This window comes from Microbacterium sp. CCNWLW41, assembly GCF_037083505.1.
Genome location: NZ_JBAOJP010000006.1, coordinates 200,546 through 227,011 on the forward strand (window position 1 = coordinate 200,546; position 26,466 = coordinate 227,011).

The window sequence follows — 26,466 nt, forward strand, 5'->3', positions numbered from 1 at the left end:
AGCGGCGTCAGCGTCATGTTTCCGGTTGTTGACATGGTCGCGGTGGGCCATGGCTCCTCCTCGTCGGCCGGATGTTCGGTGAACACGAAGCTACGAGCGCGGTGTTTCACCGCCCTGCGGGCGGGGGTTACCTCGAGCGAACGTTTCTCTCACACGGCATGCGACGCCCTTGTGAGGTCGCGGTCGTGGCGGGGGGCCTACCCTGTTCGCGCACGGTGCGCCAGTCCCGGCGCCCGGTCATCGCCGACCGATATCGTGAAGGCCCCGCAAGATGGAGGTCGTATGCAGATCTGGCCAGGTTCCCCGTACCCGCTCGGTGCGACCTTCGATGGGAGCGGGACGAACTTCGCGCTCTACAGCGAAGGTGCCGAACGCGTCGAGCTGTGCCTGTTCGACGACGACGGCAACGAGACACGGGTCGACCTCGTGGACGTGGACGCGTACGTGCATCACGGCTATCTGCCCTCCGTGCAGCCGGGCCAGCGCTACGGCTACCGTGTGCACGGGGAGTTCGATCCCGAGTCGGGCAAGCGGTTCAACGCCCACAAGCTCGTGCTCGATCCGTACGCCAAGGCCGTCGAGGGGCAGGTCGACTGGGGCCAGCAGGTCTTCGGCTACGACTTCGGCGAGCCGGACTCCCGCAACGACGAGGACTCCGCCGCGCACCAGATGATGGGCGTCGTCGTGAACCCGTACTTCGACTGGGCCGGCGATCGCCTTCCCAAGACCCCCTACTCGGAGACGTTCATCTACGAGGCCCACGTGCGCGGCCTGACGCAGCTGCACCCCGCGATCCCGGAGGAGATCCGCGGGACGTACAGCGCGATCGCCCACCCTGCGATCATCGAGCACCTGCAGAAGCTCGGAGTCACCGCGATCGAGCTGATGCCCGTCCACCAGTTCGTCAACGACTCGGTGCTCGAGGAGAAGGGGCTGTCGAACTACTGGGGCTACAACACCATCGCGTTCCTCGCCCCGCAGAACACCTACGCCTCGAACGGCCAGCGCGGGCAGCAGGTGCAGGAGTTCAAGGCGATGGTGAAGTCGCTGCACGCGGCGGGGATCGAGGTCATCCTCGACGTGGTCTACAACCACACGGCCGAGGGCAACCACCTTGGCCCCACCCTGTCGATGCGGGGGATCGACAACGAGGCCTACTACCGACTCGAAGCGGACGACAAGCGCTACTACACCGATTACACCGGCACGGGCAACAGCCTCAACGTCGGCAATCCGCACACGCTGCAGCTGATCATGGACTCGCTGCGGTATTGGGTGCTGGAGATGCACGTCGACGGGTTCCGCTTCGACCTGGCGTCGACCCTCGCGCGCGAGTTCTACGAGGTCGATCGGCTCGCGACGTTCTTCGAGCTGGTCCAGCAGGATCCCGTGGTCTCGCAGGTGAAGCTCATCGCCGAGCCGTGGGACGTCGGTCCCGGCGGCTACCAGGTCGGCAACTTCCCGCCCCAGTGGACGGAGTGGAACGGCCAGTACCGCGACACCGTCCGCGACTTCTGGCGCGGCGAGCCCGCGACCCTCGGCGAGTTCGCCTCCCGGCTCACCGGGTCGGCCGACCTCTACGAGCACTCCGGGCGCCGGCCCGTGGCATCCATCAACTTCGTCACCGCGCACGACGGCTTCACCATGCGCGATCTCGTCTCGTACAACGACAAGCACAACGAAGCCAACGGCGAGGACAACCGAGACGGGGCGGACGACAACCGCTCGTGGAACTGCGGCGCGGAGGGCCCGACCGAGGACGTCGAGGTGCTGTCGCTGCGTGCACGTCAGCAGCGCAACTTCATCGCGACACTGCTGCTGTCGCAGGGCGTGCCCATGCTGCTGCACGGCGACGAGCTGGGGCGCACGCAGCGCGGCAACAACAACGGCTACGCGCAGGACAACGAGATCACGTGGGTGGACTGGTCGGCCGTGGACCAGCCGCTGCTGGAGTTCACCGCGGCGCTGGCGCGGTTGCGCCGTGAGCACCCGACCTTCCGCCGTCGCCGTTTCTTCGACGGCCGGCCGGTGCGGCGGGAGGAGGGCGCCCCCGTTCCCGACATCGTGTGGGCGCGTCCGGACGGCTCGCAGATGCAGCCGGAGGACTGGGACTCGGGCTTCGGCCGTGCCGTCGCGGTCTTCCTCAACGGCGGCGGCATCCGCGAGCGCGACCGCCGTGGCGAGCCGATCACCGACCGCCACTTCATCATCCTGTTCAACGCCGGAGACGACGACGTGGACTTCCTCATCCCCGCGGTGGAGTTCAGTCCCGAGTGGGACGTCATCGTCGACACCGCAGGTCAGCACGCCGACACCGACCCCGTCGAACCCGGCACCACGCTGACGGTGCGCGGTCGCTCGCTCATGGTGCTGCGCGAGCACCAGATGGAGGAGCCGGAGGTGGACCACTCCGTCGCCGCATCCCTCGCAGTCACAGGGGTGGCCGGGCCGGACGAGGTGCCCGGTGCGGCGCCGCGGGCGGAGCTGTCCCGGTGACCCGAACGCCAGCGCGGGGGGCGCGGCCGCGCTCGACGTACCGGCTGCAGATCCGGCCGTCGTTCACGCTGGACGACGCCGCCCGGCTGCGCGATTACCTCGGCGCGCTCGGTGCCGACTGGGTGTACTTCTCGCCGATCCTCGCGGCGTCCGAGGGATCCGATCACGGGTACGACGTCGTCGATCCGAGCACCGTCGACCCCGCGCGCGGCGGCCGCGATGCGCTGGAGCGCGCCGCCCGCGCCTTCCACGAGGCGGGTCACGGCGTCCTGGTCGACATCGTGCCCAATCATGTGGGCGTCGCGCGCCCCGCCGAGAACCCGTGGTGGTGGGACGTGCTGGCGAAGGGGCGCGGGTCGCGGTACGCGCGCGCGTTCGACATCGACTGGGACTTCGGCGGCGGCAAGGTGCGCCTGCCGGTGCTGGGCGAGACGGTCGAGGAGGCCGCAGCGTCGGGCGCTCTGCGCGTCGAGGACGGCGAGCTCCGCTACCACGACCACCGCTTCCCCCTGGCTGGAGGGTCTGCACCCGGCGATGAGGACGTCCTCGCCGTGCACGCCCGGCAGCACTACGAGCTGATGCACTGGCGGCGCGAGGCGTCCGACCTCAACTACCGCCGGTTCTTCGGGGTCTCCAGTCTCGCCGCCGTGCGGGTGGAGGACCCGGACGTCTTCGACGAAGCGCACGCCCAGGTCCGCAGCTGGTTCGACGACGGCCTCGTCGACGGTCTGCGCGTCGACCACCCGGACGGGCTGCGCGCCCCGGTGGAGTATCTCGAACGGCTCGCAGAGCTCACCGGCGGGGCGTACGTCCTCGTGGAGAAGATCCTGGAGCACGGCGAGGCGCTGCCCCCGTTCTTCGCCGCAGAGGGCACGACCGGATACGACGCGCTGGCCGAGATCGACCGCGTGCTGGTCGACCCCCGGGGCGAGGACGCCCTCGACGCCCTCGACGCCCGCCTCCGCGAGCGCTCCGGGCTTCCCGCTCCTCAGCCGTGGGCCGACGTGATCGCGGGGACCAAGCGCGCCATCGGCGAGGGGATCCTGCGATCGGAGGTGCGCCGTCTCGCGCGTGAGCTCGGCGCGCCCGACGACGCAGCGGTGGAGGACGCCGTGGTCGAGCTTCTCGCCCGGTTCCCGGTGTACCGCTCCTATCTGCCTGCGGGGCGGGAGCATCTCGACGCCGCCACGGACGACGCGCGCGCGCACCGCCCGGACCTCGCCGCGGCGATCGACGCCGTCGTCGCGGCGCTCCGCGACCCCCGGCATCCCGCCGCCCTGCGCTTCCAGCAGACGAGCGGGATGGTGATGGCCAAGGGCGTGGAGGACACCGCGTTCTACCGTGCGACCCGCCTCGGCACCCTCACCGAGGTGGGCGCCGACCCCTCGCAGTTCGCGCTGCCGGTCGACAGGTTCCATGCGGCGCAGGCGGCCCGGCTCGCGGCGTGGCCGCACGCCATGACGACGCTGTCGACGCACGACACGAAGCGCGGCGAGGACGTCCGCGCACGCCTGTCGGTGCTGGCGGAGATCCCCGAGCGGTGGGCGGAGGTCCTCGAAGAGCTGACGGATGCCGCCTCCAGCGGTCACGGCCCCTTCGACGCGCTGCTGTGGCAGGCCGTCATCGGCGCATGGCCGGCGTCACGCGACCGCCTCCACGCGTACGCCGAGAAGGCGGCGCGGGAGGCCGGTGAGGCGACGAACTGGCTGGATCCGGATGCCGCGTTCGAGCGCCGCATGCACGCGATGGTCGACGCGGCCTTCGACGACCCCGCGGTGGCCGCCCGCGTCGAGTCGTTCGTGTCCGAGATCGAAGGCGCGGGATGGTCGAACGCGCTGTCGGCCAAGCTCCTGCAGCTGGCAGGACCGGGCGTGCCGGATGTGTACCAGGGCAGCGAGCTGTGGGAGCACAGTCTCGTCGACCCCGACAACCGCCGTGCCGTGGACTTCGACGTCCGCCGCGGACTCCTCGCGGCGATCGATCGGGGCGGGCAGCCGCTGATCGACCGCACGGGCGCGGCGAAGCTCCTCGTCACGGCGCGCACCCTCCGCCTGCGGCGGGACCGTCCCGAGCTGTTCACGCGCTACACGCCGGCGGCGGTCGTCGGCGCCGCCGCGCATCACGCGATCGCCGTCGACCGCGGCGGCGCGCTGGCCGTCGCGACCCGCCTTCCGGTGGCCCTGGCGGCACGCGGCACGCGATCGGGCTCGCCCTGGGAGGACACGATGCTGCTGAGACACGCCGGCACCACGACCGACGTCTTCACCGGGCGGGTCTACCGCGACCACGTCGCGCTCGCCGAGCTCCTCGAGCTGTACCCGGTCGCCCTCCTCGTCCCGGAGGAGCCGGCGTGATCCCCGAAGTGTGGGCTCCCCGGGCAGCTGCCGTCTCGCTGCGCGCTCCCGCACGCGGCGCGGACTCTCCGATGACGGCGCGCGGCGGGGGCTGGTGGCGGGCTCAGGTGGCGCTCCGGGACGGCGAGGAGTACGGGTTCGTGCTCGACGGCGCGGACCATGCCCGGCCCGATCCCCGGTCGCGCCGGCAGCCGCGCGGCGTCCACGACCTCAGCGCCGTGTTCGATCCCGCAGCGCACCTCTGGGGCGACAGCGCGTGGACGGGGCGCCAGCTCGCCGGGGGCGTCGTCTACGAGATGCACATCGGCACGTTCACCCCGGAGGGGACCATGGATGCCGCGGCCGAGCGCCTCGATCACCTCGTGGAGCTCGGGGTCGACTTCGTCGAGCTGCTGCCGGTCAACGCCTTCAACGGCGTGCACAACTGGGGCTACGACGGCGTCCTCTGGTACGCGGTCCACGAGGCCTACGGCGGTCCGGCCGCGTATCAGCGCTTCGTCGACGCCTGTCACGCCGCGGGCCTCGGCGTGATCCAGGACGTCGTGCACAACCATCTCGGGCCGAGCGGCAACTACCTGCCGGAGTTCGGGCCGTACCTGCGCGACGCGGAGTCGAACACGTGGGGATCGTCGGTGGACCTCGATGAGGACGAGGTCCGCCGCTACATCGTCGAGAACGCCCTGATGTGGCTGCGCGACCACCACGTCGACGGCCTCCGCCTGGACGCCGTCCACGCGCTGAAGGACCGCCGCGAGGTCCACATCCTGCAGGAGCTCGCCGAGGCCGTCGACGCGCTCAGCGCGCACCTCGGCAGGCCGCTGACCCTCATCGCCGAGTCGGACATGAACGACGCCCGTCTGATCGCCGCGAGGGAGGCGGGCGGCTACGGGCTCACCGCGCAGTGGAGCGACGACTACCACCACGCGGTGCATGTCGCCCTGACGGGCGAGACGGCGGGCTACTACGCCGACTTCGCTCCGCTCAGCGCGCTGGTCAAGGCGTCCACTCGCGGGTTCTTCCACGACGGGACGTGGTCGTCGTTCCGCGGACGTGCCCACGGACACCCCATCGATCCGCGCATTCCGACCTGGCGCCTGGTCGCCTTCTCGCAGGATCACGACCAGATCGGCAATCGCGCGGCCGGCGACCGGCTGTCGCAGTCGCTCGACGAGGGGGGACTCGCGATCGCGGCCGTCCTCACCGTGCTCGCCCCGTTCACCCCCATGCTGTTCATGGGGGAGGAGTGGGCGGCCTCCACGCCGTGGCAGTTCTTCACCTCGCACCCCGAGCCCGAGCTGGGGGAGGCGACCGCGCGCGGGCGCAAGGCGGAGTTCGCGCGGATGGGGTGGGACGAATCCGTGGTGCCCGACCCGCAGGATCCCGAGACGTTCTCGCGATCGAAGCTGCGCTGGGACGAGAAGGATGCCGGAGCGCACGGCAGGATCCTCGCGCTGTACCGCGCGCTGCTGGCACTGCGCCGGGAGCGGCCCGAGCTCACGGATCCGGACTTCCGTCACCTCGAGGCATCGGCCGACGAGGATCAGCGGTGGTACCGCCTCTCCCGGGGCGCGGTGGAGATCATCGTGAACTTCTCGGCGACCGAGGTGGAGCTCGCCGCGACGGAGGCCGCCGACCTCCTGCTGGCGACGGACGAACGTGCGCGTCTGGAGCGGTCTCGTCTCACCCTGCCACCGCGCTCGGCCGTCGTGACGGCTCGCGCGACGTCCTGACTCAGGCGACGCCGAGCCAGGAGCGGTCGGTGAGGACGATCGGCCCGTCCTCGGTGATCGCCACCGTGTGCTCGGAGTGCGCGCCGCGCGAACCGTCGACCGAGCGCAGCGTCCATCCGTCGGGGTCGGTCACGAGCTCGTCGGTCGTCTGCAGGAACCACGGCTCGAGCGCGACGACGAGACCAGGGCGCAGCGGGTAGCCGCGGCCGGCCTTGCCGTCGTTGGCGACGTGCGGGTCGCCGTGCATGACGCGGCCGACGCCGTGGCCGCCGAAGTCGGTGTTGATCGAGTAGCCCCGGCCGTGGGCGACCTCGGCGATCGCCGCGGAGATGTCGCCGATGCGGTTGCCGACCGTTGCCGAGGCGATCGCCGCGTCCAGCGCGCGCTCGGTCGTGTCGATGAGCACGAGGTCCTCGTCGCGCGGCGTTCCGACGACGAAGGAGACGGCCGAGTCGGCCACCCAGCCGTCGATCGACACCGCGAAGTCCAGCGACACCAGGTCCCCGTCGCGCAGGGCGTAGTCGAAGGGGAGCCCGTGCAGCACGGCGTCGTTCACGGACGTGCAGATGACCTTGCCGAACGGCCGGGCGCCGAACGAGGGGTGGTAATCGATGTAGCAGGACTCCGCTCCGGCGCGACGGATCAGATCGTGGGCGCGCCGGTCGATCGCGAGGAGGTTCGTCCCCACCTTCGTCTCGTCGCGCAGGGTCGCCAGGGTCTCGGCGACGAATCGCCCTGCGGGCTTCATCGCCTCGATCTCGGCAGGCGTGCGCAGCTCGATCATGTGGAGGTTCCTCTCGTCCGGATCCATTCTGGCCGACCGGTGACCCCGAGGCTGTGAGGATGCCGCGCGGCGCGCGGAAGGGCACCACGGCGCGGTGGGGCGGGCGTACCATCGGGGGCATGTGGCTGCGTCGTGCGTTCTTCGGCTGGCTCCTTCCTGCCGCCTTCCTCCTGCCGCTGTGGCTGCTCGTCGGCTGGGCCGTGTTCAACGCCGGCGGCTGGGCGTTCCTCTGGGTGCTGTTCCTGGCGATCCCCGGCGTCTTCCTGTGGCAGCTGCTGCTCACCCTTCTGGTGCGTGCCCGAGGAACCGTCCGTGCGCACCGCGCGGTGTCGTGGTGGGACGTCCTCGGGTTCACGGTGTGGCACGCTCTGGTGATCTCGCTGGGGTTCTTCGCCGAGGACTGGTGGGCGCCGATCATGGTCGTGGCGATCCTCGCCGGCGTCGGCCTGTTCTGGCTGGAGCTGTGGCAGCTGTGGAGCGAGGCCCGACCCACCCGCTTCGTGCTGCGCACGTCGGAGGGGATGGCCTACCTCCCCGCCGAGGGCGCGGCTCCGGAGCAGCAGGACCGGGAGGTCTTCGTGATCACCGAGAAGCAGGCGCCGCCCGCCGGCTGACGCGTTTTGGCCGGTCGCGGCATCCGTGGCAGAATGGATGTTTGTGCCCTGACCGGTTCTGCCTCAGGGGAACCAGCTGTACGGCGTCACGCCGGAGGCCTGCGGCACACCCAGTCCTTACTATCCTTCCCGCGGTCGACCTGTGGCGGCCGCAGAGAGAGACGATCATGCAGATCCTCGACGCCGTCGATGCGGCCTCGCTCCGCTCCGACATCCCCGCCTTCAACGCCGGCGACACCGTGAAGGTGCACGTCAACATCACCGAGGGCAACCGCTCGCGCATCCAGGTCTTCCAGGGGGTCGTCATCGGCCGCTCGGGCGACGGCGTTCGCGAGACCTTCACGGTCCGCAAGATCAGCTTCCAGGTCGGCGTCGAGCGCACCTTCCCGGTGCACTCCCCGGTCATCGACCACATCGAGGTCGTGACCCGCGGTGACGTCCGCCGCGCCAAGCTCTACTACCTCCGCAACCTCCGTGGCAAGAAGGCCAAGATCAAGGAGAAGCGCGAGAACTGACACCCGCTCTCGCATCGCGGTCACGAAGCCCCGGACGCCACGCGTCCGGGGCTTCGTCGTTCTCCGCGGCGGCGCGGAATGTGCGACCCTTGAACACGGGCCGCCGCGACCGACGGCGCCTGCGAAGGAACTCCATGACGACCGAGAAGTCGGCTCCTGCCGAACCGGCGCCCGGGCCCGAGAACGCGGCAGCCCTGCAGCCGCGGCGTCGCGGCTGGCTGACCTTCCTGCGCGACGTGATCGTGATCGTCCTGATCGCTGTGCTCGTCTCGCTCGTCGTGAAGACCTTCCTGGTGCGGTCGTTCTACATCCCCTCCGGATCGATGGAGGACACCCTCCACGTCAAGGACCGCATCCTCGTCGACGAGATCACCCCGCGATTCGGCGAGTACGAGCGCGGCGACATCGTCGTCTTCCGCGACCCGGGCGGCTGGCTGCCGCCGAGCACCGAGCCCGCGCGCCCGCCCGTGGTCGAGGGGATCGAGTGGGTGCTGTCGCTGGTGGGGCTCGCAGCGCCCGACAGCGACGACCACCTGGTGAAGCGGATCATCGGCGTCCCCGGCGACCACGTGGTCTGCTGCAACGCCGCCGGTCAGATCACGATCAACGACGTCGCGATCGACGAGACCGACTATCTGAAGCTGCCGACGGGGGAGGCCGCGGCGTCCGGCGACGCCTTCGATGTCGTCGTCCCCGAGGGAAGCCTCTGGGTGCTGGGCGACAACCGCTATCGCTCGAAGGACTCGCGGTACAACACCGAGCAGCCGGGCAAGGGATTCGTGCCGATCGACAACCTCGTCGGCCGCGCGTTCCTCGTGACGTGGCCGTTCGACCGGTTCGGCCCGCTGGACTTCCACCACGAGGTCTTCGCGAGCGTGCCGAGCCCGGCCGCGGAGGGCAGCGGGCGGTGACCGTCGCGGAGCCTCGGCTCACGCTCGAGCGCCGCCTCCTGCGGGAGCACGCTCTCGTCATCGCGTTCGACGAGGTCGGGCGGGGCGCGCTGGCCGGACCGGTGGCCGTCGGCGCGGCCGTGATCGACCCCGCGCGCTCCCGCAAGCGGATCCCGCAGGGCCTGCGGGACTCCAAGCTCGTCCCCGAGCCCAAGCGCGCCGACGTCGCGGCCCGCGCGGCGGCATGGGTCGCCTGCAGCGCGGTGGGCTGGGCGAGCTCCGAGGAGGTCGACGAGATCGGCATCATCCGGGCGCTGGGACTCGCGTCGGTCCGGGCTCTGGCCGACCTCCGGGCGCACGGCGTGGTGCCCGAGGAGAGCATCGTGATCCTCGACGGGAACTACGACTACATCACCCCCGCCGGCGCGTGGGGACTGACCGTCCGGCCCGTCGTCAAGGCCGACCGCGACTGCGCCTCGGCGGCTGCGGCATCCGTCATCGCCAAGGTGGCACGCGACCGGCTGATGACCGATCTCCACGACGAGCTGCCCGCGTACAACTGGGCGCGCAACAAGGGATATGCCAGTCCGGATCACCGCGAGGCGATCCGTCTGCACGGCATCAGCAGGCATCATCGCGCCTCGTGGTCGATCGCGGACGCGCCGACCCTCTTCTGAGGGTGTTCGCCTCGCGCGGACCGGACATCGAGCCTGCCCCGGCGCCCATAGGATGGAGGCACCATGGATGACGAGGTCTTCGAAGACTATGACCGCGAGCTCGAACTGGCGCTGTACCGCGAGTATCGCGACGTGGTCTCGCAGTTCCAGTATGTGATCGAGACGGAACGGCGCTTCTACCTCGCGAACGAGGTCAACGTCGTCCGGCGAGACACCGAGCACGACTTCTACTTCGAGATCTCGATGTCCGACGTCTGGGTGTGGGACATCTACCGCGCAGACCGGTTCGTCAAGGCCGTGCGGGTGCTCACCTTCAAGGACGTCAACGTCGAAGAGCTCTCGCGCCGCGACTTCCACCTTCCGGAAGAGCTCTCGCTCGACAGCTGAGCCCCGCGGCGGCTCCTCCCCAGCCCGGCGATTCCCGCGGGCAGCCGGCGTTCTGAACGGATGCCTCCCTCGGCCGCCCGCGCACGCGGGACCGTGCGCGAGCATGCCGTCATGGCAGACAAGGACGTGCTCGGGCGCGCCGGCGAGGATCGCGCAGCCCGCTACTTCGAGGAGCTGGGCTATACGGTCCTCGCCCGCAACTGGCGTTCGCGAGAGGGTGAGCTCGACCTCGTCGTCGCGGACGCGCGCGCCGTGGTCGCCGTCGAGGTCAAGACGAGGCGCGGGGAGGACTTCGGGCACCCCTTCGAGGCGATCGACGCGCGCAAGCGGGCGCGGCTGTGGCGGCTCGCCGTCGCCTTCGTGGCGGCGAATCGGGATGCCGTCCAGGGGCGCCGTCTCCGCATCGATGCGATCGGACTGACCGGCGCCGTCCCCGAGCACGCCCGGCTCGAGCATCTCGTCGACGTGGAGGTGCCGTGAGCGTCGCGCGCACCTGGGCGGTCGCCCTCGTGGGCGCTGAGGGCGAGTGCGTCGAGGTGGAGGCCGACCTGTCGAAGCAGACGCCGGAGTTCCGCATCATCGGCCTTCCCGACAAGGCGCTGGGCGAGGCGGTGCAGCGCGTGCACAACGCCTGCGCGAACAGCCGCACGCCGCTGCCGCGACGCCGACTCACGGTGAACCTCTCACCGGCCAGCCTTCCCAAGCAGGGATCCGGATTCGACGTGGCCATCGCGATCGCGTGCCTGGCGACCGAATCGTCGATGGACGCCGCGTCGGTCGCCGGCACGGTGCACATCGGTGAGCTCGGGCTGGACGGTCGGCTGCGTCCCGTCGTGGGCGTGCTGCCCGCCGTCGTCGCGGCACGCCGCGCCGGGCATCGCCGCGTCGTGGTGCCTCACGCGAACGGCGCCGAGGCGGCCCTCGTCGACGGCATGGAGGTGCTCGCCGCGGTGAATCTGGCTCAGGTCGTGGCGTGGCACGGCGGCGACGTCGAGGTCCCCGACGACGAGCCGGTCGCCGTCACCGACGACGACCCGCCCGCCGAACCCGCTCCCGAGCTCGCGGAGGTCATCGGCCAGCGCGACGCGGTCGAGGCCCTGATCGTCGCCGCCGCCGGGGGTCACCACCTGCTGATGTGCGGCCCGCCCGGCGCCGGCAAGACCATGCTCGCGCGGCGGCTGCCGGGGATCCTCCCCGAGCTCGACGACGAGGCTGCCCTCGCCAGCGCGTCGATCCGCAGTCTCGCCGGAGCCCGGGTGGTCGAGTTGTCGCGCACGCCGCCGTTCGAGGCGCCCCACCACAGCGCGAGCATCGCGGCGCTGGTCGGCGGCGGCACCCGGTTGATCCGGCCCGGTGCGATCGCCCGCGCGAGCGAGGGCGTGCTCTTCCTCGACGAGGCGGGCGAGTTCGCCGCCAGTGCGCTGGACGCGCTGCGTCAGCCGCTGGAGTCGGGCGCGATCACCATCCACCGCGCGGGGGCTTCCGCGAGCTACCCGGCGCGCTTCCAGCTCGTGCTGGCGACCAACCCGTGCCCGTGCGGCGACTACGGCATCCGCGGCGGGACCTGCACGTGCCCGCCGGCGGCCATCCGCCGGTACCTCGGCAAGCTGTCCGGTCCGCTGCGCGATCGCATGGACATCGAGCTGACCCTCACCCGTGTGTCCGTCGCGCACCGGGACCTCGGCCCGGCGATGTCCAGCGCGGCGGCCCGGGAACGCGTGAAGGACGCCCGGGCCCGGGCGCGACGACGGCTCGAGGGCACGCCATGGCGTGTCAACGCCGACGTTCCGGGTACCTGGCTCCGCGAAGGACCCTCGGCGCCGCCGCCGGCCGTGCGTCGACCGCTGGACGCGGCGCTGCACCGCGGCGCACTCACCCTCCGGGGGTACGACCGGGTGCTCCGCGTGGCATGGTCGCTCGCCGACATCGACGGACGCCCCCAGCTGGGCGGCGAGCACGTCGGTCGCGCCCTCTTTCTGAAGAAGGGATTGGCCCCGTGAACGGAATCGACCTCGGCCCGCGTGCCTCCCGCCGGGCACTCGCGCCGCTGGGACGCGAGGCATCCGACGACGAGGACGCCCGCGAACGCCACGCCACCGTCGTCTGGTGCCTGCTCACCGAGCCGGGTGACTCCGTGGCGCGCAGGGTCATCGCGGCGTGCGGCGCCGCGGACGGCCTCGAGGCGGTCCTCGCCGGCGACCCCGTCCCGGCCCTCACGCCGCGGGAGCTGGCCGACGGCCGCAGACGCTGGCTTCCCCGTCTCTCGTCCGAGGCGGTCGGTGACGCGGTGCGCACCGCGGCGGCACGCAGCGTCCAGCTCGTCACGAGAGGCGATCCCGACTGGCCCGATCCGATCGACGACCTCGGCGACCACGCTCCGCTGTGCCTGTGGGTCCGCGGCGACGCCACGGCGCTGCGCCGGCTCACCCCCTCGGTGGCGATCGTCGGGGCCCGGGCGGCGACGGGGTACGGCGACCATGTCGCGATGGAGCTGGCCTCCGAGCTCGCAGCGCGCGGTGTCGCGGTGGTCTCCGGGGGCGCCTACGGCATCGACGGCGCGGCCCATCGCGCCGCTCTCGCGGCCGGCGGACTGACCGTGGCCCTCCTCGCCGGTGGCGCCGATCGTGCGTACCCCGCCGGGCACACGCAGCTGATCGACGACATCGCCCGACGCGGTGGCGTCGTGATGAGCGAGGTGCCGTGCGGCTCGGCGCCGACGAAGTGGCGATTCCTGCAGCGGAATCGCCTGATCGCCGCTCTCGCGGGGGCGACCGTCGTCGTCGAGGCCGGGTGGCGCAGCGGATCCCTGAACACGGCGGGCCACGCCGCCGCGCTGTCACGGCCGCTCGGCGCCGTCCCCGGCCCGATCACCTCGGCGGCGTCGGCCGGCGCGCTGCGCCTCATCCGCGAGTACGGAGCCGAGTGCATCACCGGTGCCGACGACGTCTGCGAGATGCTGGGGCTCAGCGCGCACGCGAACGGCGCGGCGTCCGCGGACGGCTACACCGACGACACCACGCGCGTGCAGGACGCCCTGAGCAGCCGGGTGTGGCGCGGCGTCGATGAGATCGCGCGGCGCGCAGGGATGGCGCCCGACGCCGTCGAACCGTGCCTGGGCATGCTGGCGCTGGCCGGGGAGGCCGAAGCGGGCGCGAGCGGATGGCGGCGTCCGCCCGGCGGCCGATGACGACCGGGTGCGCGCGAGGGCACCAGACCCGCCGCCGTCCAGCGATCGGGGCCGCCGCGCGCCGCGAGAGGTGCGTCGTACTGCGACGCCGAGTCGTTCCGGGCGCAAGCTGGGGGAGTGGAGATCTCGGAGGCGGCCGACGCGTACCTGCACCACCTGGCCGCCGTGCGCCGCCTCGCACCGGCCACCGTGCGGGCCTACCGATCCGACCTTGCGGGACTCGCCGAGGCCTGCGGCGACGCGGAACTCGCCACGGTCGACCTCGAGCAGCTCCGGGAGTGGCTGTGGCGGGCCGTCCAGCGCGGCGACAGCCGCGCGACCATCGCGCGGCGCACGGCCGCCGTGCGCGGCTTCTTCGCGTGGGCGGCGGAGGAGGGCGCGATCGCCGCGGACCCGAGCCTGCGGCTGGTCGCCCCGAAGCGGGGGCGCACGCTGCCGAAGGTGGCGACCGTCGACGCGCTGAACGGCGTGCTGCTGCGCCTGCAGACGGCCGCCGCGGAGGGCGACCCGGTCGCCCTGCGCGACCACGCCGTCCTGGAACTGCTGTACGGGGCGGCGGTGCGGGTGTCGGAGCTGTGCGGGCTCGATGTCGACGACCTCGATCGGGAGCGCCGGACGCTGCGCGTCCTGGGCAAGGGGTCGAAGGAGCGGGTCGTGCCGTTCGGCCTGCCGGCGCTGCGGGCGGTAGAGGCGTACCTGGTGCGCGGTCGGCCGGCGCTCCTCGCCCGCGGCGCGACGGACGCGGCGGCATCCGCCCTCTTCCTCGGTGTGCGGGGTGCGCGCCTCGGATCACGCGCGGTCTACGACCTCGTGTCGCGAGAGTTGGGCCCCGAGATCGGAGCCGGTGCAGGTCCGCACGCACTGCGGCACTCGGCGGCCACGCATCTGCTCGACGGGGGCGCCGACCTCCGCGCGGTGCAGGAGATGCTGGGCCACGCGAGCCTCGGCACGACGCAGATCTACACGCACGTGTCGAGCGAGCGCCTCGCGGCCTCGTACCGCCTCGCGCACCCCCGCGCATGAGCGGCGACCACCCGGCCGGCTGAGCGCCGCAGCTCAGCAGCACGGGAGCAGCACGGCGCGCGGCACACCGCCGAGCAGCACGAGCGGGTTGACGTACTCGCCGCCCAGTCGCACGCCGAAGTGCAGGACGCCCGGCTCGACGTGTCCGCCGGTGGCCAGCACGCCGACAGGAGCGGATGCCGCCACGGGCGTCCCCGCGACGAGCTCGGAGGCGACGGGCTCGAGCGTGGTGACGAGGCCGTCGCCGTGGTCGATCGTCACCACCGGTCGCCCCGCCACCTGACCCGAGAACGCGACGACCCCCGGGGCGGGAGCGATGACGGGGTCGTCGTCGAGCGGACGCAGATCGACCCCGCGATGGCCAGGCCCGTACCGGTGGGGCGGGGCGACGAACAGCCTCTCCAGCCGGAACGGCTCGACCGGCCAATGCCATCCCCGTGACACCGCCACCGAACCGCCGTCCCCGGCGGGGAGCGGGTCGGCGCGGCGGGCGCCTGCGGCGGGCGTCGGCCCGCCCGCGACGAGGAGGAGGGCCGCGGCGACGCCGACCGCGCGGGTGCCGGCTGCTCTCATGCCCTCGACTCTGCGCCGCTCCGGGAGCCGATCACGCGGGAGGGACGAGAGACGTGGAGAACCGCGGTGAGGGCGACATGGGGGAGGAGGGGCGGTGGGGTCGCCTGCTGATACACTGGAGGCCGCACTCCGCCTGTCGGAGTGACTCCGCGTGCCCAGAGCGCTGCGATCCGGTCTCCGGTCCCCGAGGTCTCCGAGGGGCAGCAGCGCGGCATCCCATCCCATCGGTCCCCGTGAACGCCTGAGTGCGAGCGCGGGGCGGGAGAGAGCCGGGCGCCAGGCCCGCCGGCACCACACCGGCGAGAGAACAACCGCAAGCAGGCGCAACAGCGCCGGAACAGGAGAACGGCCATGGCCGTCGTCACCATTCGCCAGCTGCTCGACAGCGGCGTCCACTTCGGACACCAGACCCGCCGGTGGAACCCGAAGGTCAAGCGCTTCATCCTCACGGAGCGCAGCGGCATCCACATCATCGACCTCCAGCAGTCGCTGACGTACATCGACAAGGCGTACGAGTTCGTCAAGGAGACGGTCGCGCACGGCGGCACCATCCTCTTCGTCGGCACCAAGAAGCAGGCGCAGGAGGTCATCGCCGAGCAGGCGACCCGCGTCGGCCAGCCCTACGTCAACCAGCGCTGGCTGGGCGGTCTGCTCACGAACTTCTCGACCGTGTCCAAGCGCCTCGCGCGCATGAAGGAGCTCGAGGAGCTCGACTTCGAGGACCCGGCGGCGAGCGGCTTCACCAAGAAGGAGCTCCTCCTCAAGAAGCGCGAGCTCGACAAGCTCCACAAGTCGCTCGGCGGCATCCGCAACCTGCAGAAGACCCCCTCGGCCATCTGGGTCGTCGACGCCAAGCGCGAGCACCTCGCGATCGACGAGGCGTCCAAGCTCGGCATCCCGGTGATCGGCATCCTCGACACCAACGCCGACCCCGACGAGTTCCAGTACCCGATCCCCGGCAACGACGACGCGATCCGCTCGGTGGGCCTGCTCACCCGCATCATCGCCGACGCCGCCGCGGAGGGCCTCATCCAGCGCCACCAGCCCAGCGACGAGGCCGCCGACGCCGAGCCGCTGGCCGACTGGGAGCGCGAACTGCTCGAGCAGGGCGCTCCGGTCGAGACCGAGGCCGCCGCCGTCGAGACCGCCGCGACCGAGTCGGCCTCGGACGAGGCCGGCGCGGAGGCCGCCGAGGCCGCTGAGGCTCCCGAGACCGCTGAGGCTCCCGAGACCGCTGAGGCTCCCGAGACCGCCGAGGCGACCGCCGCCGAGTAAGGCTCGCACACGCACTCCGCCTCGGCGGGATCGCCCTGGCCGCACGGCCGGACGGTCCCGCCGAGGCATCCACGAGAAGTCACACACATCAAGGAGCCGCCACCCATGGCAAACTTCACGATCGCCGACATCAAGGCGCTGCGCGAGCAGCTCGGCACGGGCATGGTCGACACCAAGAAGGCGCTCGAGGAGGCCGACGGCGACCTCGAGAAGGCCGTCGAGATCCTCCGCCTCAAGGGCGCGAAGGGCAACGCCAAGCGCGCCGACCGCTCCACCAGCGAGGGCCTCGTCGCCGCGAAGGAGGTCGACGGTCAGGTCACGATCATCGAGCTCAACACCGAGACCGACTTCGTCGCGAAGAACGACCGCTTCATCGCGCTGGCCGAGAAGGTCCTCGACGCCGCCGCCGCCGCGCACGCCGACTCGGCCGAGGCCGCCCTCGCCGCGTCCGCGGGCAGCCAGACGGTCGCCGAGCTCATCTCGGACGAGGCCGCCATCATCGGCGAAAAGGTCGAGCTGCGTCGCGTGGACACGCTGTCCGGCGACAAGTTCGAGATCTACCTCCACCGCACCAGCAAGGACCTGCCGCCGCAGGTCGGCGTCGTCCTCGCCTACTCGGGCGACGACGCCGAGACGGCGCGCAGCCTCGCGCAGCACATCTCGTTCGCGAACCCGACGTACCTGTCGCGCGACGAGGTCCCCGAGGCCGAGGTCGAGAAGGAGCGCGAGATCGTCACCGAGATCTCGCGCAACGAGGGCAAGCCCGAGGCCGCCCTCCCGAAGATCGTCGAGGGACGCGTCAACGCGTTCTTCAAGCAGGTCTCGCTGCTGGACCAGGACTACGCGAAGGACAACAAGCTGTCTGTCGCGCAGGTCGCCAAGGACGCAGGGCTCACCCTGACGGGCTTCGCCCGCTACAAGGTCGGCGCCTGATCATCTGAGAAGGCCCGCATCGGCAATCCGATGCGGGCCTTTTCTCATGCCCTTCGGTAGTTTGTCGTAGACGAGAGGACCACAGTGATCAACGAGAACACCGGGCGCCGGCGCGTCCTTCTGAAACTGTCCGGTGAGGCGTTCGGCGGGGGGCAGCTCGGAGTCAACCCCGATGTGGTCAGCCAGATGGCGCGGGAGATCGCCGCCGCGGTCGACCGCGTCGAGATCGCGGTCGTCGTCGGCGGCGGCAACTTCTTCCGCGGGGCCGAGCTCAGCCAGCGCGGGATGGACCGTGGCCGCGCGGACTACATGGGGATGCTCGGCACGGTCATGAACGCGCTGGCGCTGCAGGACTTCCTCGAGCAGGCGGGGGCCGCGACACGGGTTCAGTCGGCGATCTCCATGACGCAGGTCGCCGAGCCGTACATCCCGCGGCGGGCCGAGCGCCACATGGAGAAGGGCCGCGTCGTGATCTTCGGCGCCGGCGCCGGCCTGCCGTACTTCTCCACCGACACCGTCGCCGCGCAGCGTGCGCTCGAGATCGACGCGCAGGAGGTCCTCGTCGCCAAGAACGGCGTCGACGGGGTGTACACGGCTGATCCGAAGAAGGATGCCACGGCGACGCGCATCGACCGCATCACCTACCTCGACGCGCTGCAGCGGGGTCTGAAGGTCGTGGACTCGACGGCGTTCAGTCTGTGCATGGACAACCGGATGGATATGCGGGTGTTCGGGATGGAGCCGGCCGGCAACGTCACGCGGGCGCTGCTCGGCGAGTCCATCGGCACGCTCGTCACGGCGTGACGGCCCGCCGATACACTTGACGAGCCCCATCAACGCGAAGGAGACACTGTGATCGCGGACGTCTTGGCCGATGCCCGAGCGCGCATGGACCGCGCCGTCGAGGCTGCGAAGGAGGACTTCGCGACGGTGCGCACCGGCCGCGCGAACCCGCAGCTGTTCCAGAAGGTGCTCGTGGACTACTACGGCACCCCCACGCCCCTCGCGCAGCTCGCCTCGATCAACAACCCCGAGGCGCGCACGCTCATCGTCACCCCGTACGACAAGTCGGCGCTGAAGGCCATCGAGCAGGCCATCCGCGACATCCCGAACCTCGGCGTGAACCCGACGAACGACGGCAACCTCGTGCGGGTCACGATGCCGGAGCTCACCGAGGAGCGCCGCAAGGAGTACGTCAAGCTCGTGCGCAGCAAGGGCGAGGACGCGCGGGTGCACGTGCGCGGCATCCGCCGCAAGACGAAGGACGACATCGACTCGCTCAAGGGCGAGGTCGGCGACGACGAGCTCGCCCGGGGCGAGAAGGAGCTCGACGCACTCACGCGCTCGCACGTCGATGAGATCGACGAGGCGCTCAAGCGCAAAGAGGCAGAGCTGCTCGAGGTCTGAGCCCCGCGCATGACCGACCCCTCCGATCCGCTGGCCGGTGAGCCGGCCGCGCCGCTGACCCGGCGCGAGGCCGAGGAGCTCCGGCGCGCCGCCGACGCGCAGCGTGCGCACGACGCGCAGCCGGCGCACGACGCGCAACGCGCGCACGACCCGCACGAGCCCGCCCTCCAGGCGCACCTGCGCGCCGCGCGAAGCGAGCTGGAGAGCCAGGTCGAGCGGGCGAGAGCGGACTTCGAGGTGGCGAACGAGCGCATCAAGGAGCGCACGGGCCGTGACCTCATCGTGGCGACCCTGATCGGCCTGGCGATCGGCGCCGTGCTGATCGCATCGCTCCTGTTCGTCAAGTGGGCCTTCATCGGCTTCGCGCTCGGCGCGGCGCTGCTGGCGGTGTTCGAGTTCTCGCGCGCGCTCATCGTCAGCGGCCGCCGCGTCGACGTCGTCCCGCAGCTGATCGCGACGACGGTCGTGGTCGTCTCGGCGTACTTCGTGGATCCGTGGTCGCTGTGGTTGCTGCTCTTCGTGGCACTGGCCTTCGTCGTCGTGTGGCGTCTCGTGGCGCAGATGGCCGCGCACGACGGCCGCGCCTACGACGCCGTCCTCGGCGACGTCCTGATCGCGTCGCTCCTGCAGCTGTACGTCGCGTTCCTCGGCAGCCTGTGCGTCGTGCTGCTGAGCCAGGACCGCGGCGAGTACTGGGTGCTGTCGTTCATCATCGTTGCCGTCGCCGCCGACACCGGGGCGTACGTGGCGGGCATCACGATGGGCAAGCACCCCATGGCGCCGCGCATCAGCCCGAAGAAGACCTGGGAGGGCTTCGCCGGCGCGGCAGCCGCGGCGATCCTCGCGGGCGTCATCGCCGGCATCTTCCTCCTCGGGATCACGTGGTGGATGGGCGTCGTGTTCGGCATCCTGATCCTCGTCACCGCGACCATCGGCGATCTCGGGGAATCGATGATCAAGCGCGACCTCGGCATCAAGGACATGAGCTCGTGGCTTCCCGGCCACGGCGGCGTCCTGGACCGGCTCGACTCGATCCTCCTGTCGGTCGTCGCGGCTCTGGGCCTGTACTACCTCTTCACCCCGCTGGTGGCTTCATGACGACGTCCGACACGAGTGCCCGCACCGCCTTCCCCGAGGCGCACGGACGCGAGAAGGGCTACGACAAGCAGCCGGTCGACGAGTTCCTCGCCCGCGCCCGCACCTCCTTCGAGCAGGGCACGGACGACCTGAGCTCGGCCGACATCCGCCAGGCCGCCTTCCCGCTCGTGCGGCACGGGTACGCGATCGCGTCGGTGGATGCCGCGCTCGGCCGCATCGAGGACGCCTTCGCGGCTCGCGAGCGTTCGACGGCGGTGGCCGAAGCGGGTGTGCAGGCGTGGGTGGGTCACACGCGCGAACTCGCGCAGGAGGTGCTGGACCGGCTGTCGCGCCCGCCCCAGCAGCGTTTCGACCGCGTGTCGGCGCTGCGATACGGCTACCGCGTCTCCGAGGTGGACCTCGTGACCGACAAGCTCGCCCGCTACCTCGAGACGGGTGAGTCCGTCACCGTCGAACAGGTGCGCTCGGTCGCCTTCCGTATGCAGCGCGGCGGCTACCGCGAGACCCAGGTGGATGCCGTCCTCGACGCGGTCGTCGAGGTGATGCTCGCCGTCAAATGACGGACGGCGGCCGGGCTGATGGCACGGCACGGCGGGCGTGTGCGAGAATCGGGGCACTGTGACTTCTGGAAACGAGCTGCACCCGACCCGGCGCGCCCGTCGTCAGGAGGTGTCGCCCCGGACCAGGACGCCTGCCGCGCCGACGCGCAGGGCCCCGACGCCCGACCCCCGCTGGTCGCGACGACGCGGGGTCCTCGGCGCGTTCGCGGCTTTCGCGGTCCTCGGGTTCGTGGTGGCGTACATCGGGCCCACCGGACTAGCCCTCGCACAGGCGAGCGTCGATGACGACACCACGGTGTCGCTGTACGCGAGCGGCCTGGGAGACGTGCAGCGCATCGAAGGCGACGACGAGGCGGCGCCTGTCGAGCCGGCGGTCCTCGATCGCGGCAACTACACCGTCTATGTGAAACCGAAGCCGACACCCACGCCGACGGTCCGGGCGGCCTCGTCGAACGCAGGCACGGGGTGGCGGCCTCCGTTCGCGACCCCCGATCCCGGCACCGCCCAGGCGATCGCGTACGACATGGTCCTGGCGCGAGGCTGGGGCGACGACCAGTTCGCGTGCCTCGTGGCGCTGTGGAACAAGGAATCCGGGTGGCGGGTCAACGCCTACAACGCCAGCAGCGGCGCGTACGGCATCCCGCAGGCGCTGCCCGGGACCAAGATGGCCACGGCGGGCGCGGACTGGGAGACCAACCCCGCCACGCAGATCACCTGGGGCCTGGGCTACATCGGCGGCCGCTACGGCACGCCGTGCGGCGCGTGGGACCACTCGCAGCGCACAGGCTGGTACTGAGCCGTGCCGCGGTCCCATCGCCGTCGGCACCCTGCGAGCGGCGACGCCTCCTTCGAGCGCCTGCTCGCGGGCTGGAAGCGCACCGAGGTGCGTCGCGGGGTCGAGTGGACGGTGCAGCCGGTGTCGGCAGCACAGGCGCAGAAGCCGTACACCTGCCCGGGCTGCGGCGGACAGATCGACATCGGGGTGGCGCACCTCGTGACCTGGCGCGCGGACGGGGTGCTCGGCGACGCAGCCGACCTGGCGGCCCGGCGGCACTGGCATCAGCACTGCTGGAAGGTGGCTTGAGTGGAGATCCGCGGACCGATGCTGCTGCCCGCCCGGCGCGAGGACATCGAACTCGAGACGCTCGACGGCCTGACGCTGGTGGGCGAACTCGCACTGCCCGAGACGCGCGATCCGGTGGCGACGCTGGTGACGTTGCATCCGCTTCCCACCGCCGGTGGCTTCATGGACTCGCACATCCTGCGCAAGGCCGCGGGGCGCCTTCCCGCCCTCGCCGACCTCGCGGTGCTGCGGTTCAACACGCGCGGCACGACCTCGCCGCGGGGCACGAGCGAGGGAGCCTTCGACGGCGGCCGCGCAGAGGCCTTCGACGTCGCGGCGGCCATGGACTTCGTCCACGCCCGGGGGCTGCCGCGGCCCTGGCTCGTCGGCTGGTCGTTCGGCACCGAGCTCGCCCTCAAGTACGGCCGTGACCATGCGGTCGAGGGTGCGGTGCTGCTCTCGCCGCCGCTGCATCGGGCTACCGACGCCGAGGTCGCGGCGTGGTCGGGTGACGAGCGGCGGCTGATCGTGCTGGTGCCGGAGTTCGACGACTACCTGCGACCGGATGCCGCGGCCCAGCGCTTCTCCAGCGTCCCCGACGCCGTCCTCATTCCGGTCGAGGGTGGAAAGCACCTCTGGGTGGGGGAGAACCAGACGCGGCGTGTGCTCACCGAGATCGTCGCGGCGATCAACCCCGACGCGCTTCCGCTGCCTGGCCAGTGGAACGGCCCGATCGTCGCCGACGGCTGACCCGATCGGGTCGCGCGCGGCGTCATCTCTCGTTCTGACGCGGGATCACGACCTGGCGGTAGATGATGAGGATGCTCGCCGCGACCGGGATGGCCACGAGCGCGCCCAGCAGGCCCAGCAGGGAGCCGCCGGCGAGTGCCGCGATCACCACGACGGCGCCCGGCACGGACACCGCACGGCCCATGATGCGCGGCGCGATGACGTAGGCCTCGATCTGCATGTAGATCAGGTAGTAGATCGCCGCGATGAGCGCTGTCGTGGGGGAGCCGACGACGAGGCATGTCAGCACGATGATCGTCGAACCGGTGAGCGTGCCGACGAGAGGGATGAGCGAGAAGAAGAAGGCGATCACGGCGAGCACCGCAGGGAAGGGCGCGTCGATGATCGACAGGAAGATCGCGCTCAGGACGCCGTTGATGACGCCGAGCGCCGCCTGGCCGATGACGAAGTACCCGACCGAGTCGGTGATCTGCTCGCCGAGGTCCATGAAGCGCGCGCGCTTGGATGCCGGGACCAGCTGGTAGACCGCACGCTTCAGGTTCGGCGTGGAGGCGGTGAAGTAGATGGTGAGGATGAGCACGATGAACGCGCCCGCGAATCCGGCGAGGAGGGCGCCCACGATGGCGATGATGCTCCCGCCCACCTCAGAGCCGATCGCGCCGACGTCCAGCGAGGCGTACCAGTCCTCGATGTAGGTCCAGACCTCGTCGACGTTCAGCGCCGGGAACACGGTGTGCAGCCAGTCCTGGATCGCACCGACGGGGTCGTCGAACATGCCGTCCTCGGCGAGCTCTTGGATGGCCACCACGAGCTGCCCGATCTGCTGCACGATGACCGGCACGATCATCAGCACGATGCCGGCGAAGGCGGCGAGGACCCCGAGGATCGTGATGAGCACCGCCGCCCACCGCGGCAGCCTGCGTCGTTCGAGCCACTCCACGATCGGGTCGAGCCCCAGCGAGAGGAACAGGGCCGTGCCGACGTACAGCAGGATCGTCTGGAGGTTCTGGATGCTCCCGATGAGAAGCAGCCCGAGACCGACGCCGAGGGTGGCGAGCAGCGCGGTGCGGAACGGGTTGTGCAGCTTCATCGAGATCCCCTCCCATCGACGACCGCCGATGCACCAGTCCGCTAAGGATACGCATTCGCGGGCCCTGGACCCGGGAACGGCACCTCCCACGCGCCTCACAGGTCGTGTTCGCTAGTCTGAAATGTCGAATCGAAGGGTGCGGAGTGTCCGCGCACCCCGGAAAGGTGTTTCTTCGTGCGTTTCGTGTGGGCCGTGGCGGCCTTCGTGCTCGCCACCGTGATGATCGGGGCGGGCATCGCCCAGCGGACGATCTTCCAGGGACCCCGGACCGAGACGGCGGCGATCTCGGTCGAGGACGAGGCTCCCTACCTCCTCATCGACGGCGCCGTGCTCAATCAGCTGCCCGGCACCCAGACGCTGCGCGCGCAGGGGGAGGGCGAGCTCTTCGCCTCCTACGGCCGCACCGCCGACATGCAGGCCTGGCTCTCGGATGCCGAGTACACGCACGTCACGCTGGGCGATGAGGGAGTGCTCGACTCGACGCTGGTCGAGCCGGCTCCCGATGCCGTCGCCCCCGACGACGAGGCCGCCGCCGAAGACGCAGCCACCGACGAGGCCGCCGCCGACGAGGCGGCCGCCGCAGACGCGGCGGACGATGACGCGGCGGACGATGCCGCGGCGGATGACGCGGCTGCCGAGGAAGCGGCGACCCCGGGGCGCAGCCCCATCGGTTCGGACCTCTGGCTCGACGAGTACCAGCAGACCGACCTCCTCATCGCCCCGCTGCAGCTCCCGGAGGGCATGAGCGTGCTCGTCGCGGCGGACGGCACGGCACCGGCACCCGACCGGGTGACGGTGACCTGGCCGCTGCAGACGTCCACCCCCTGGGCGGGCCCGCTCATCGTGTTCGGCGGCCTCCTCATGGCCGTCGGCGTCTTCCTCTACATCCTCGGCATCCGCCACGCCCGGCGGAAGCGCGGGCCGCGCCGCAAGGGGCTTCCGCTCCCGGTGACCGAGCCGATCAACATCGCCATCACCGATCCCGACGGCAAGGGCGTCATCAGCAACGGCCAGGCCACGACGCGCCGGGCCGTCTCCAGCGGTCGCCGCGCGTTCGCCGTCGTGCCGGTCGTCGCGGTCTCCGCGCTGCTGTTCAGCGGCTGCTCCGCCGACGCCTGGCCGCAGTTCGCGGCGTCGCCGACGCCGTCCCCGACCGCGACGGTGATCGCGCCCGAGGGGCAGCAGGCGCCCGCTGTGACCAAGGCGCAGGCGGAGCGCATCCTCACCCGCATCGCGGCGACGGTCGCGGACGCGGATGCCGCGATGGACGGCGATCTCGCCGAGACCCGTCTCGAGGGCGCGGCCCTGGCCGCGCGAGACACGAACTACAAGCTGCGCTCGGCGATCGCCGACTACGCGGTTCCCGCACCGATCCTCGCCAAGCCGCTCGAGATCATTCTTCCCCAGGCGTACGACGGCTGGCCGCGCTCGGTCATCGCCGTCGCCGACGACGAGGAGTCGAAGACCTCGAGCATCATGGTCATGACCCAGAAGGACGCCTGGGCCGACTACAAGCTGTCGTACATCGCCAGCCTCGAAGCCTCGACGACGCTTCCCGACCTCGCACCCGCCTACATCGGGGCGCCGCAGGTGGAGCCTGATTCGCCGTTCCTGCTTCTCGCGCCCGACCAGGTCGCCGCGGCGTACTCCGACGTGATCAACAAGGGTGAGGACAGCGAGTTCTACGACCTCTTCGAGGTCGAGGGCGACCAGCTCCGCGCCAGCATCACCGCCGATCGTCAGCGACGCCTCGACGAGTTCAACAAGACCGCGTCCTCCACGGGAAGCCTCACATTCAGCTCGGCTCCCGGGCCGCAGGCGCCGTTCGCGCTGCAGACGGTCGAGAGCGGAGCGATCGTGGCGGTCAACGTCAACGAGATCGACACCGTGAAGCCGACGAACGAGGATGCCGTGATCAAGGTCGACGGCAACCTGACCGTCAAGTCGCTGGCCGGCGTCGACCAGTCCGCGACCGGCTTCGCCACGACGTTCAGCGATCAGGTCTTCTTCTACGTGCCCGGCCCGGGCTCCAGCGAGAAGATCCGCCTGCTGGGCTACTCGTCCGACATCCTCGATGCGAAGGTTCTCTCGTGACCGATCCCACCCTGGGCGCCGCGGTGCGCGGCGCCGTCGATCTCTCGGCTCTCCGCAACCGCCCCACGACCGGCGCTCCCGATGGCGAGCAGGCCGCCGACGGCGCCGGTGGAGTCGTCGTGCCGTCCCTCGTGCTCGACGTCACCGACGAGACCTTCCCGCAGGTGCTCGAGCTGTCGCGCACCGTTCCCATCGTGATCGACCTGTGGGCCGAGTGGTGCGGACCGTGCAAGCAGCTGAGCCCCGTGCTCGAGCGCGTCGTGACCGAGCTGGGCGGCCGCCTCGTCCTGGCGAAGGTCGACGTCGATGCGAACCCGCAGCTGTCGCAGGCCTTCCGGGCGCAGTCCATCCCCATGGTCGTCGCGCTCGTCGGCGGCCAGCCGGTCCCGCTGTTCACCGGCGCGGTGCCCGAGCAGCAGGTCCGCGAGGTGTTCGCACAGCTGCTCCAGCTCGCCGCGCAGAACGGCGTGACGGGCACGGTCTCCGTCGACGGTGAGCGCGCCGAGGAGGCGCCTGCCGAGCCGCCCCTGCCGCCGCTCCACGCGGAGGCCTTCGACGCGATCGAGGCGGGCGACTACCCCCGCGCGATCGCGGCGTACGAGAAGGCTCTCGCCGAGAATCCGCGCGACGCGGAGGCGCGCGCGGGACTGGGGCAGGTGCGCCTCCTCGACCGCGTGCAGGGCCTCGATCTGCAGGCGGCCCGCGCCGCGGCGGCCGATGCACCGACGGACGTCGCCGCGCAGTTCGCGGTCGCCGACCTGGACGTCGCCGGCGGGCACGTCGAGGACGCGTTCGGCCGCCTCCTGGACCTGTTCGCCCAGCTTCCGTCGGACGCGCGCACGCCGGTGCGGGAGCGGCTCCTCGAGCTGTTCGCCCTCATCGGCGACGGTGATCCCCGCGTCATCGCGGCCAGGGGTCGCCTGGCGTCGCTGCTCTTCTGAGCAGCCCCGGCGCCGGGAGCCCCGG

26 protein-coding genes are annotated in these 26,466 nt (G+C 71.3%); 23 read left to right on the forward strand and 3 right to left on the reverse strand.

The window, feature by feature from the left end; all coding sequences use genetic code 11:
- The first annotated feature begins 282 nt into the window (after positions 1-282).
- The 3 genes from glgX to treZ are packed head-to-tail and all read left to right on the forward strand — an operon-like array spanning position 283 to position 6,580.
- On the forward strand, positions 283-2,496 hold the full coding sequence (glgX, locus tag V6R91_RS21390) for a glycogen debranching protein GlgX (protein WP_336396936.1): 2,214 nt from the start codon (positions 283-285) through the stop codon (positions 2,494-2,496).
- Positions 2,493-4,850: a malto-oligosyltrehalose synthase gene (gene treY / locus V6R91_RS21395; RefSeq protein ID WP_336396937.1), complete on the forward strand. Its 2,358-nt coding sequence runs from the start codon at positions 2,493-2,495 to the stop codon at positions 4,848-4,850. Before glgX ends, treY begins: the two co-directional genes overlap by 4 nt.
- Complete coding sequence (gene treZ / locus V6R91_RS21400) at positions 4,847-6,580, forward strand: malto-oligosyltrehalose trehalohydrolase (RefSeq protein ID WP_442928164.1); 1,734 nt, start codon at positions 4,847-4,849, stop codon at positions 6,578-6,580. Before treY ends, treZ begins: the two co-directional genes overlap by 4 nt.
- Position 6,581: 1 nt before the next feature.
- Here treZ and map read toward each other — a convergent pair whose 3' ends face one another.
- Positions 6,582-7,364 (reverse strand): type I methionyl aminopeptidase, encoded by a 783-nt coding sequence (gene map, locus V6R91_RS21405; RefSeq protein ID WP_336396938.1) that lies wholly within the window; start codon positions 7,362-7,364, stop codon positions 6,582-6,584.
- A gap of 119 nt (positions 7,365-7,483) precedes the next feature.
- Between map and V6R91_RS21410 the strand changes: the two genes are divergently transcribed.
- From V6R91_RS21410 to V6R91_RS21450, 9 genes are all read left to right on the forward strand, one after another.
- Positions 7,484-7,978: an MFS transporter permease gene (locus V6R91_RS21410; RefSeq protein WP_336396939.1), complete on the forward strand. Its 495-nt coding sequence runs from the start codon at positions 7,484-7,486 to the stop codon at positions 7,976-7,978.
- Positions 7,979-8,145: 167 nt separating this feature from the next.
- Complete coding sequence (gene rplS / locus V6R91_RS21415) at positions 8,146-8,493, forward strand: 50S ribosomal protein L19 (protein ID WP_172989725.1); 348 nt, start codon at positions 8,146-8,148, stop codon at positions 8,491-8,493.
- 134 nt (positions 8,494-8,627) lie between these two features.
- Positions 8,628-9,404 carry a signal peptidase I gene (gene lepB / locus V6R91_RS21420; RefSeq protein WP_336396940.1) on the forward strand — a complete coding sequence of 259 codons (777 nt, stop codon included), beginning with the start codon at positions 8,628-8,630 and terminating at the stop codon, positions 9,402-9,404.
- On the forward strand, positions 9,401-10,060 hold the full coding sequence (locus V6R91_RS21425) for a ribonuclease HII (RefSeq protein WP_336396941.1): 660 nt from the start codon (positions 9,401-9,403) through the stop codon (positions 10,058-10,060). The genes lepB and V6R91_RS21425 overlap by 4 nt, the downstream gene beginning before the upstream one ends.
- 63 nt (positions 10,061-10,123) lie before the next feature.
- A complete protein-coding gene (locus tag V6R91_RS21430; protein WP_159843786.1) occupies positions 10,124-10,447 on the forward strand; it encodes a DUF2469 family protein in 324 nt (107 codons plus the stop codon).
- 111 nt (positions 10,448-10,558) lie between these two features.
- Positions 10,559-10,927 (forward strand): YraN family protein, encoded by a 369-nt coding sequence (locus V6R91_RS21435; protein ID WP_336396942.1) that lies wholly within the window; start codon positions 10,559-10,561, stop codon positions 10,925-10,927.
- On the forward strand, positions 10,924-12,447 hold the full coding sequence (locus V6R91_RS21440; RefSeq protein WP_336396943.1) for a YifB family Mg chelatase-like AAA ATPase: 1,524 nt from the start codon (positions 10,924-10,926) through the stop codon (positions 12,445-12,447). Before V6R91_RS21435 ends, V6R91_RS21440 begins: the two co-directional genes overlap by 4 nt.
- 5 nt (positions 12,448-12,452) lie before the next feature.
- Positions 12,453-13,634, forward strand: coding sequence for a DNA-processing protein DprA (gene dprA, locus V6R91_RS21445; protein WP_442928169.1), 1,182 nt, complete (start codon positions 12,453-12,455; stop codon positions 13,632-13,634).
- A gap of 117 nt (positions 13,635-13,751) precedes the next feature.
- Positions 13,752-14,657, forward strand: coding sequence for a tyrosine recombinase XerC (locus V6R91_RS21450; protein ID WP_336396945.1), 906 nt, complete (start codon positions 13,752-13,754; stop codon positions 14,655-14,657).
- A gap of 33 nt (positions 14,658-14,690) precedes the next feature.
- Here the strand turns inward: V6R91_RS21450 and V6R91_RS21455 are convergent, their stop codons facing one another.
- Positions 14,691-15,230 (reverse strand): murein hydrolase activator EnvC family protein, encoded by a 540-nt coding sequence (locus V6R91_RS21455; protein ID WP_336396946.1) that lies wholly within the window; start codon positions 15,228-15,230, stop codon positions 14,691-14,693.
- A 351-nt stretch (positions 15,231-15,581) separates the two neighbouring features.
- Here V6R91_RS21455 and rpsB point away from each other — a divergent pair, with 351 nt between their 5' ends.
- From rpsB to V6R91_RS21500, 9 genes are all read left to right on the forward strand, one after another.
- The gene (gene rpsB / locus V6R91_RS21460) at positions 15,582-16,505 is read left to right on the forward strand and encodes a 30S ribosomal protein S2 (protein ID WP_336396947.1); all 924 of its coding nucleotides are present in this window, start codon (positions 15,582-15,584) and stop codon (positions 16,503-16,505) included.
- A gap of 105 nt (positions 16,506-16,610) precedes the next feature.
- The gene (gene tsf / locus V6R91_RS21465; RefSeq protein WP_336396948.1) at positions 16,611-17,438 is read left to right on the forward strand and encodes a translation elongation factor Ts; all 828 of its coding nucleotides are present in this window, start codon (positions 16,611-16,613) and stop codon (positions 17,436-17,438) included.
- Between the two features lie 84 nt (positions 17,439-17,522).
- Positions 17,523-18,242 (forward strand): UMP kinase, encoded by a 720-nt coding sequence (gene pyrH / locus V6R91_RS21470; RefSeq protein WP_336396949.1) that lies wholly within the window; start codon positions 17,523-17,525, stop codon positions 18,240-18,242.
- Positions 18,243-18,290: 48 nt separating this feature from the next.
- A complete protein-coding gene (gene frr, locus V6R91_RS21475; protein WP_336396950.1) occupies positions 18,291-18,845 on the forward strand; it encodes a ribosome recycling factor in 555 nt (184 codons plus the stop codon).
- A gap of 9 nt (positions 18,846-18,854) precedes the next feature.
- Entirely contained in the window at positions 18,855-19,943 is a 1,089-nt protein-coding gene (locus tag V6R91_RS21480) for a phosphatidate cytidylyltransferase (protein ID WP_336396951.1), read from the forward strand.
- Positions 19,940-20,503: a DivIVA domain-containing protein gene (locus V6R91_RS21485; protein ID WP_336396952.1), complete on the forward strand. Its 564-nt coding sequence runs from the start codon at positions 19,940-19,942 to the stop codon at positions 20,501-20,503. The genes V6R91_RS21480 and V6R91_RS21485 overlap by 4 nt, the downstream gene beginning before the upstream one ends.
- 58 nt (positions 20,504-20,561) lie before the next feature.
- A complete protein-coding gene (locus V6R91_RS21490; protein ID WP_336396953.1) occupies positions 20,562-21,299 on the forward strand; it encodes a lytic transglycosylase domain-containing protein in 738 nt (245 codons plus the stop codon).
- A 3-nt stretch (positions 21,300-21,302) separates the two neighbouring features.
- On the forward strand, positions 21,303-21,587 hold the full coding sequence (locus V6R91_RS21495; protein WP_336396954.1) for a hypothetical protein: 285 nt from the start codon (positions 21,303-21,305) through the stop codon (positions 21,585-21,587).
- On the forward strand, positions 21,588-22,316 hold the full coding sequence (locus tag V6R91_RS21500) for an alpha/beta hydrolase (protein WP_336396955.1): 729 nt from the start codon (positions 21,588-21,590) through the stop codon (positions 22,314-22,316). It abuts the gene before it with no gap.
- 22 nt (positions 22,317-22,338) lie between these two features.
- Here the strand turns inward: V6R91_RS21500 and V6R91_RS21505 are convergent, their stop codons facing one another.
- Positions 22,339-23,406 (reverse strand): AI-2E family transporter, encoded by a 1,068-nt coding sequence (locus V6R91_RS21505; RefSeq protein WP_336396956.1) that lies wholly within the window; start codon positions 23,404-23,406, stop codon positions 22,339-22,341.
- A 174-nt stretch (positions 23,407-23,580) separates the two neighbouring features.
- Here V6R91_RS21505 and V6R91_RS21510 point away from each other — a divergent pair, with 174 nt between their 5' ends.
- Together V6R91_RS21510 and V6R91_RS21515 are read left to right on the forward strand one after the other, a co-directional pair.
- Positions 23,581-25,500, forward strand: a complete 1,920-nt coding sequence (locus V6R91_RS21510) for a glycosyl transferase (protein ID WP_336396957.1) — start codon at positions 23,581-23,583, stop codon at positions 25,498-25,500.
- A complete protein-coding gene (locus V6R91_RS21515; RefSeq protein WP_336396958.1) occupies positions 25,497-26,441 on the forward strand; it encodes a tetratricopeptide repeat protein in 945 nt (314 codons plus the stop codon). Before V6R91_RS21510 ends, V6R91_RS21515 begins: the two co-directional genes overlap by 4 nt.
- Positions 26,442-26,466: the final 25 nt, after the last annotated feature.

Bases quoted from the DNA above. Each gene is read 5' to 3' on its own strand.
- rpsB (WP_336396947.1), top strand. From the start codon at position 15,582: ATGGCCGTCGTCACCATTCGCCAGCTGCTCGACAGCGGCGTCCACTTC.
- V6R91_RS21435 (WP_336396942.1), top strand. From the start codon at position 10,559: ATGGCAGACAAGGACGTGCTCGGGCGCGCCGGCGAGGATCGCGCAGCC.
- V6R91_RS21410 (WP_336396939.1), top strand. From the start codon at position 7,484: ATGTGGCTGCGTCGTGCGTTCTTCGGCTGGCTCCTTCCTGCCGCCTTC.
- rplS (WP_172989725.1), top strand. From the start codon at position 8,146: ATGCAGATCCTCGACGCCGTCGATGCGGCCTCGCTCCGCTCCGACATC.
- tsf (WP_336396948.1), top strand. From the start codon at position 16,611: ATGGCAAACTTCACGATCGCCGACATCAAGGCGCTGCGCGAGCAGCTC.
- map (WP_336396938.1), bottom strand. From the start codon at position 7,364: ATGATCGAGCTGCGCACGCCTGCCGAGATCGAGGCGATGAAGCCCGCA.
- V6R91_RS21505 (WP_336396956.1), bottom strand. From the start codon at position 23,406: ATGAAGCTGCACAACCCGTTCCGCACCGCGCTGCTCGCCACCCTCGGC.
- V6R91_RS21430 (WP_159843786.1), top strand. From the start codon at position 10,124: ATGGATGACGAGGTCTTCGAAGACTATGACCGCGAGCTCGAACTGGCG.
- lepB (WP_336396940.1), top strand. From the start codon at position 8,628: ATGACGACCGAGAAGTCGGCTCCTGCCGAACCGGCGCCCGGGCCCGAG.
- V6R91_RS21480 (WP_336396951.1), top strand. From the start codon at position 18,855: ATGACCGACCCCTCCGATCCGCTGGCCGGTGAGCCGGCCGCGCCGCTG.
- V6R91_RS21455 (WP_336396946.1), bottom strand. From the start codon at position 15,230: ATGAGAGCAGCCGGCACCCGCGCGGTCGGCGTCGCCGCGGCCCTCCTC.
- V6R91_RS21485 (WP_336396952.1), top strand. From the start codon at position 19,940: ATGACGACGTCCGACACGAGTGCCCGCACCGCCTTCCCCGAGGCGCAC.
- glgX (WP_336396936.1), top strand. From the start codon at position 283: ATGCAGATCTGGCCAGGTTCCCCGTACCCGCTCGGTGCGACCTTCGAT.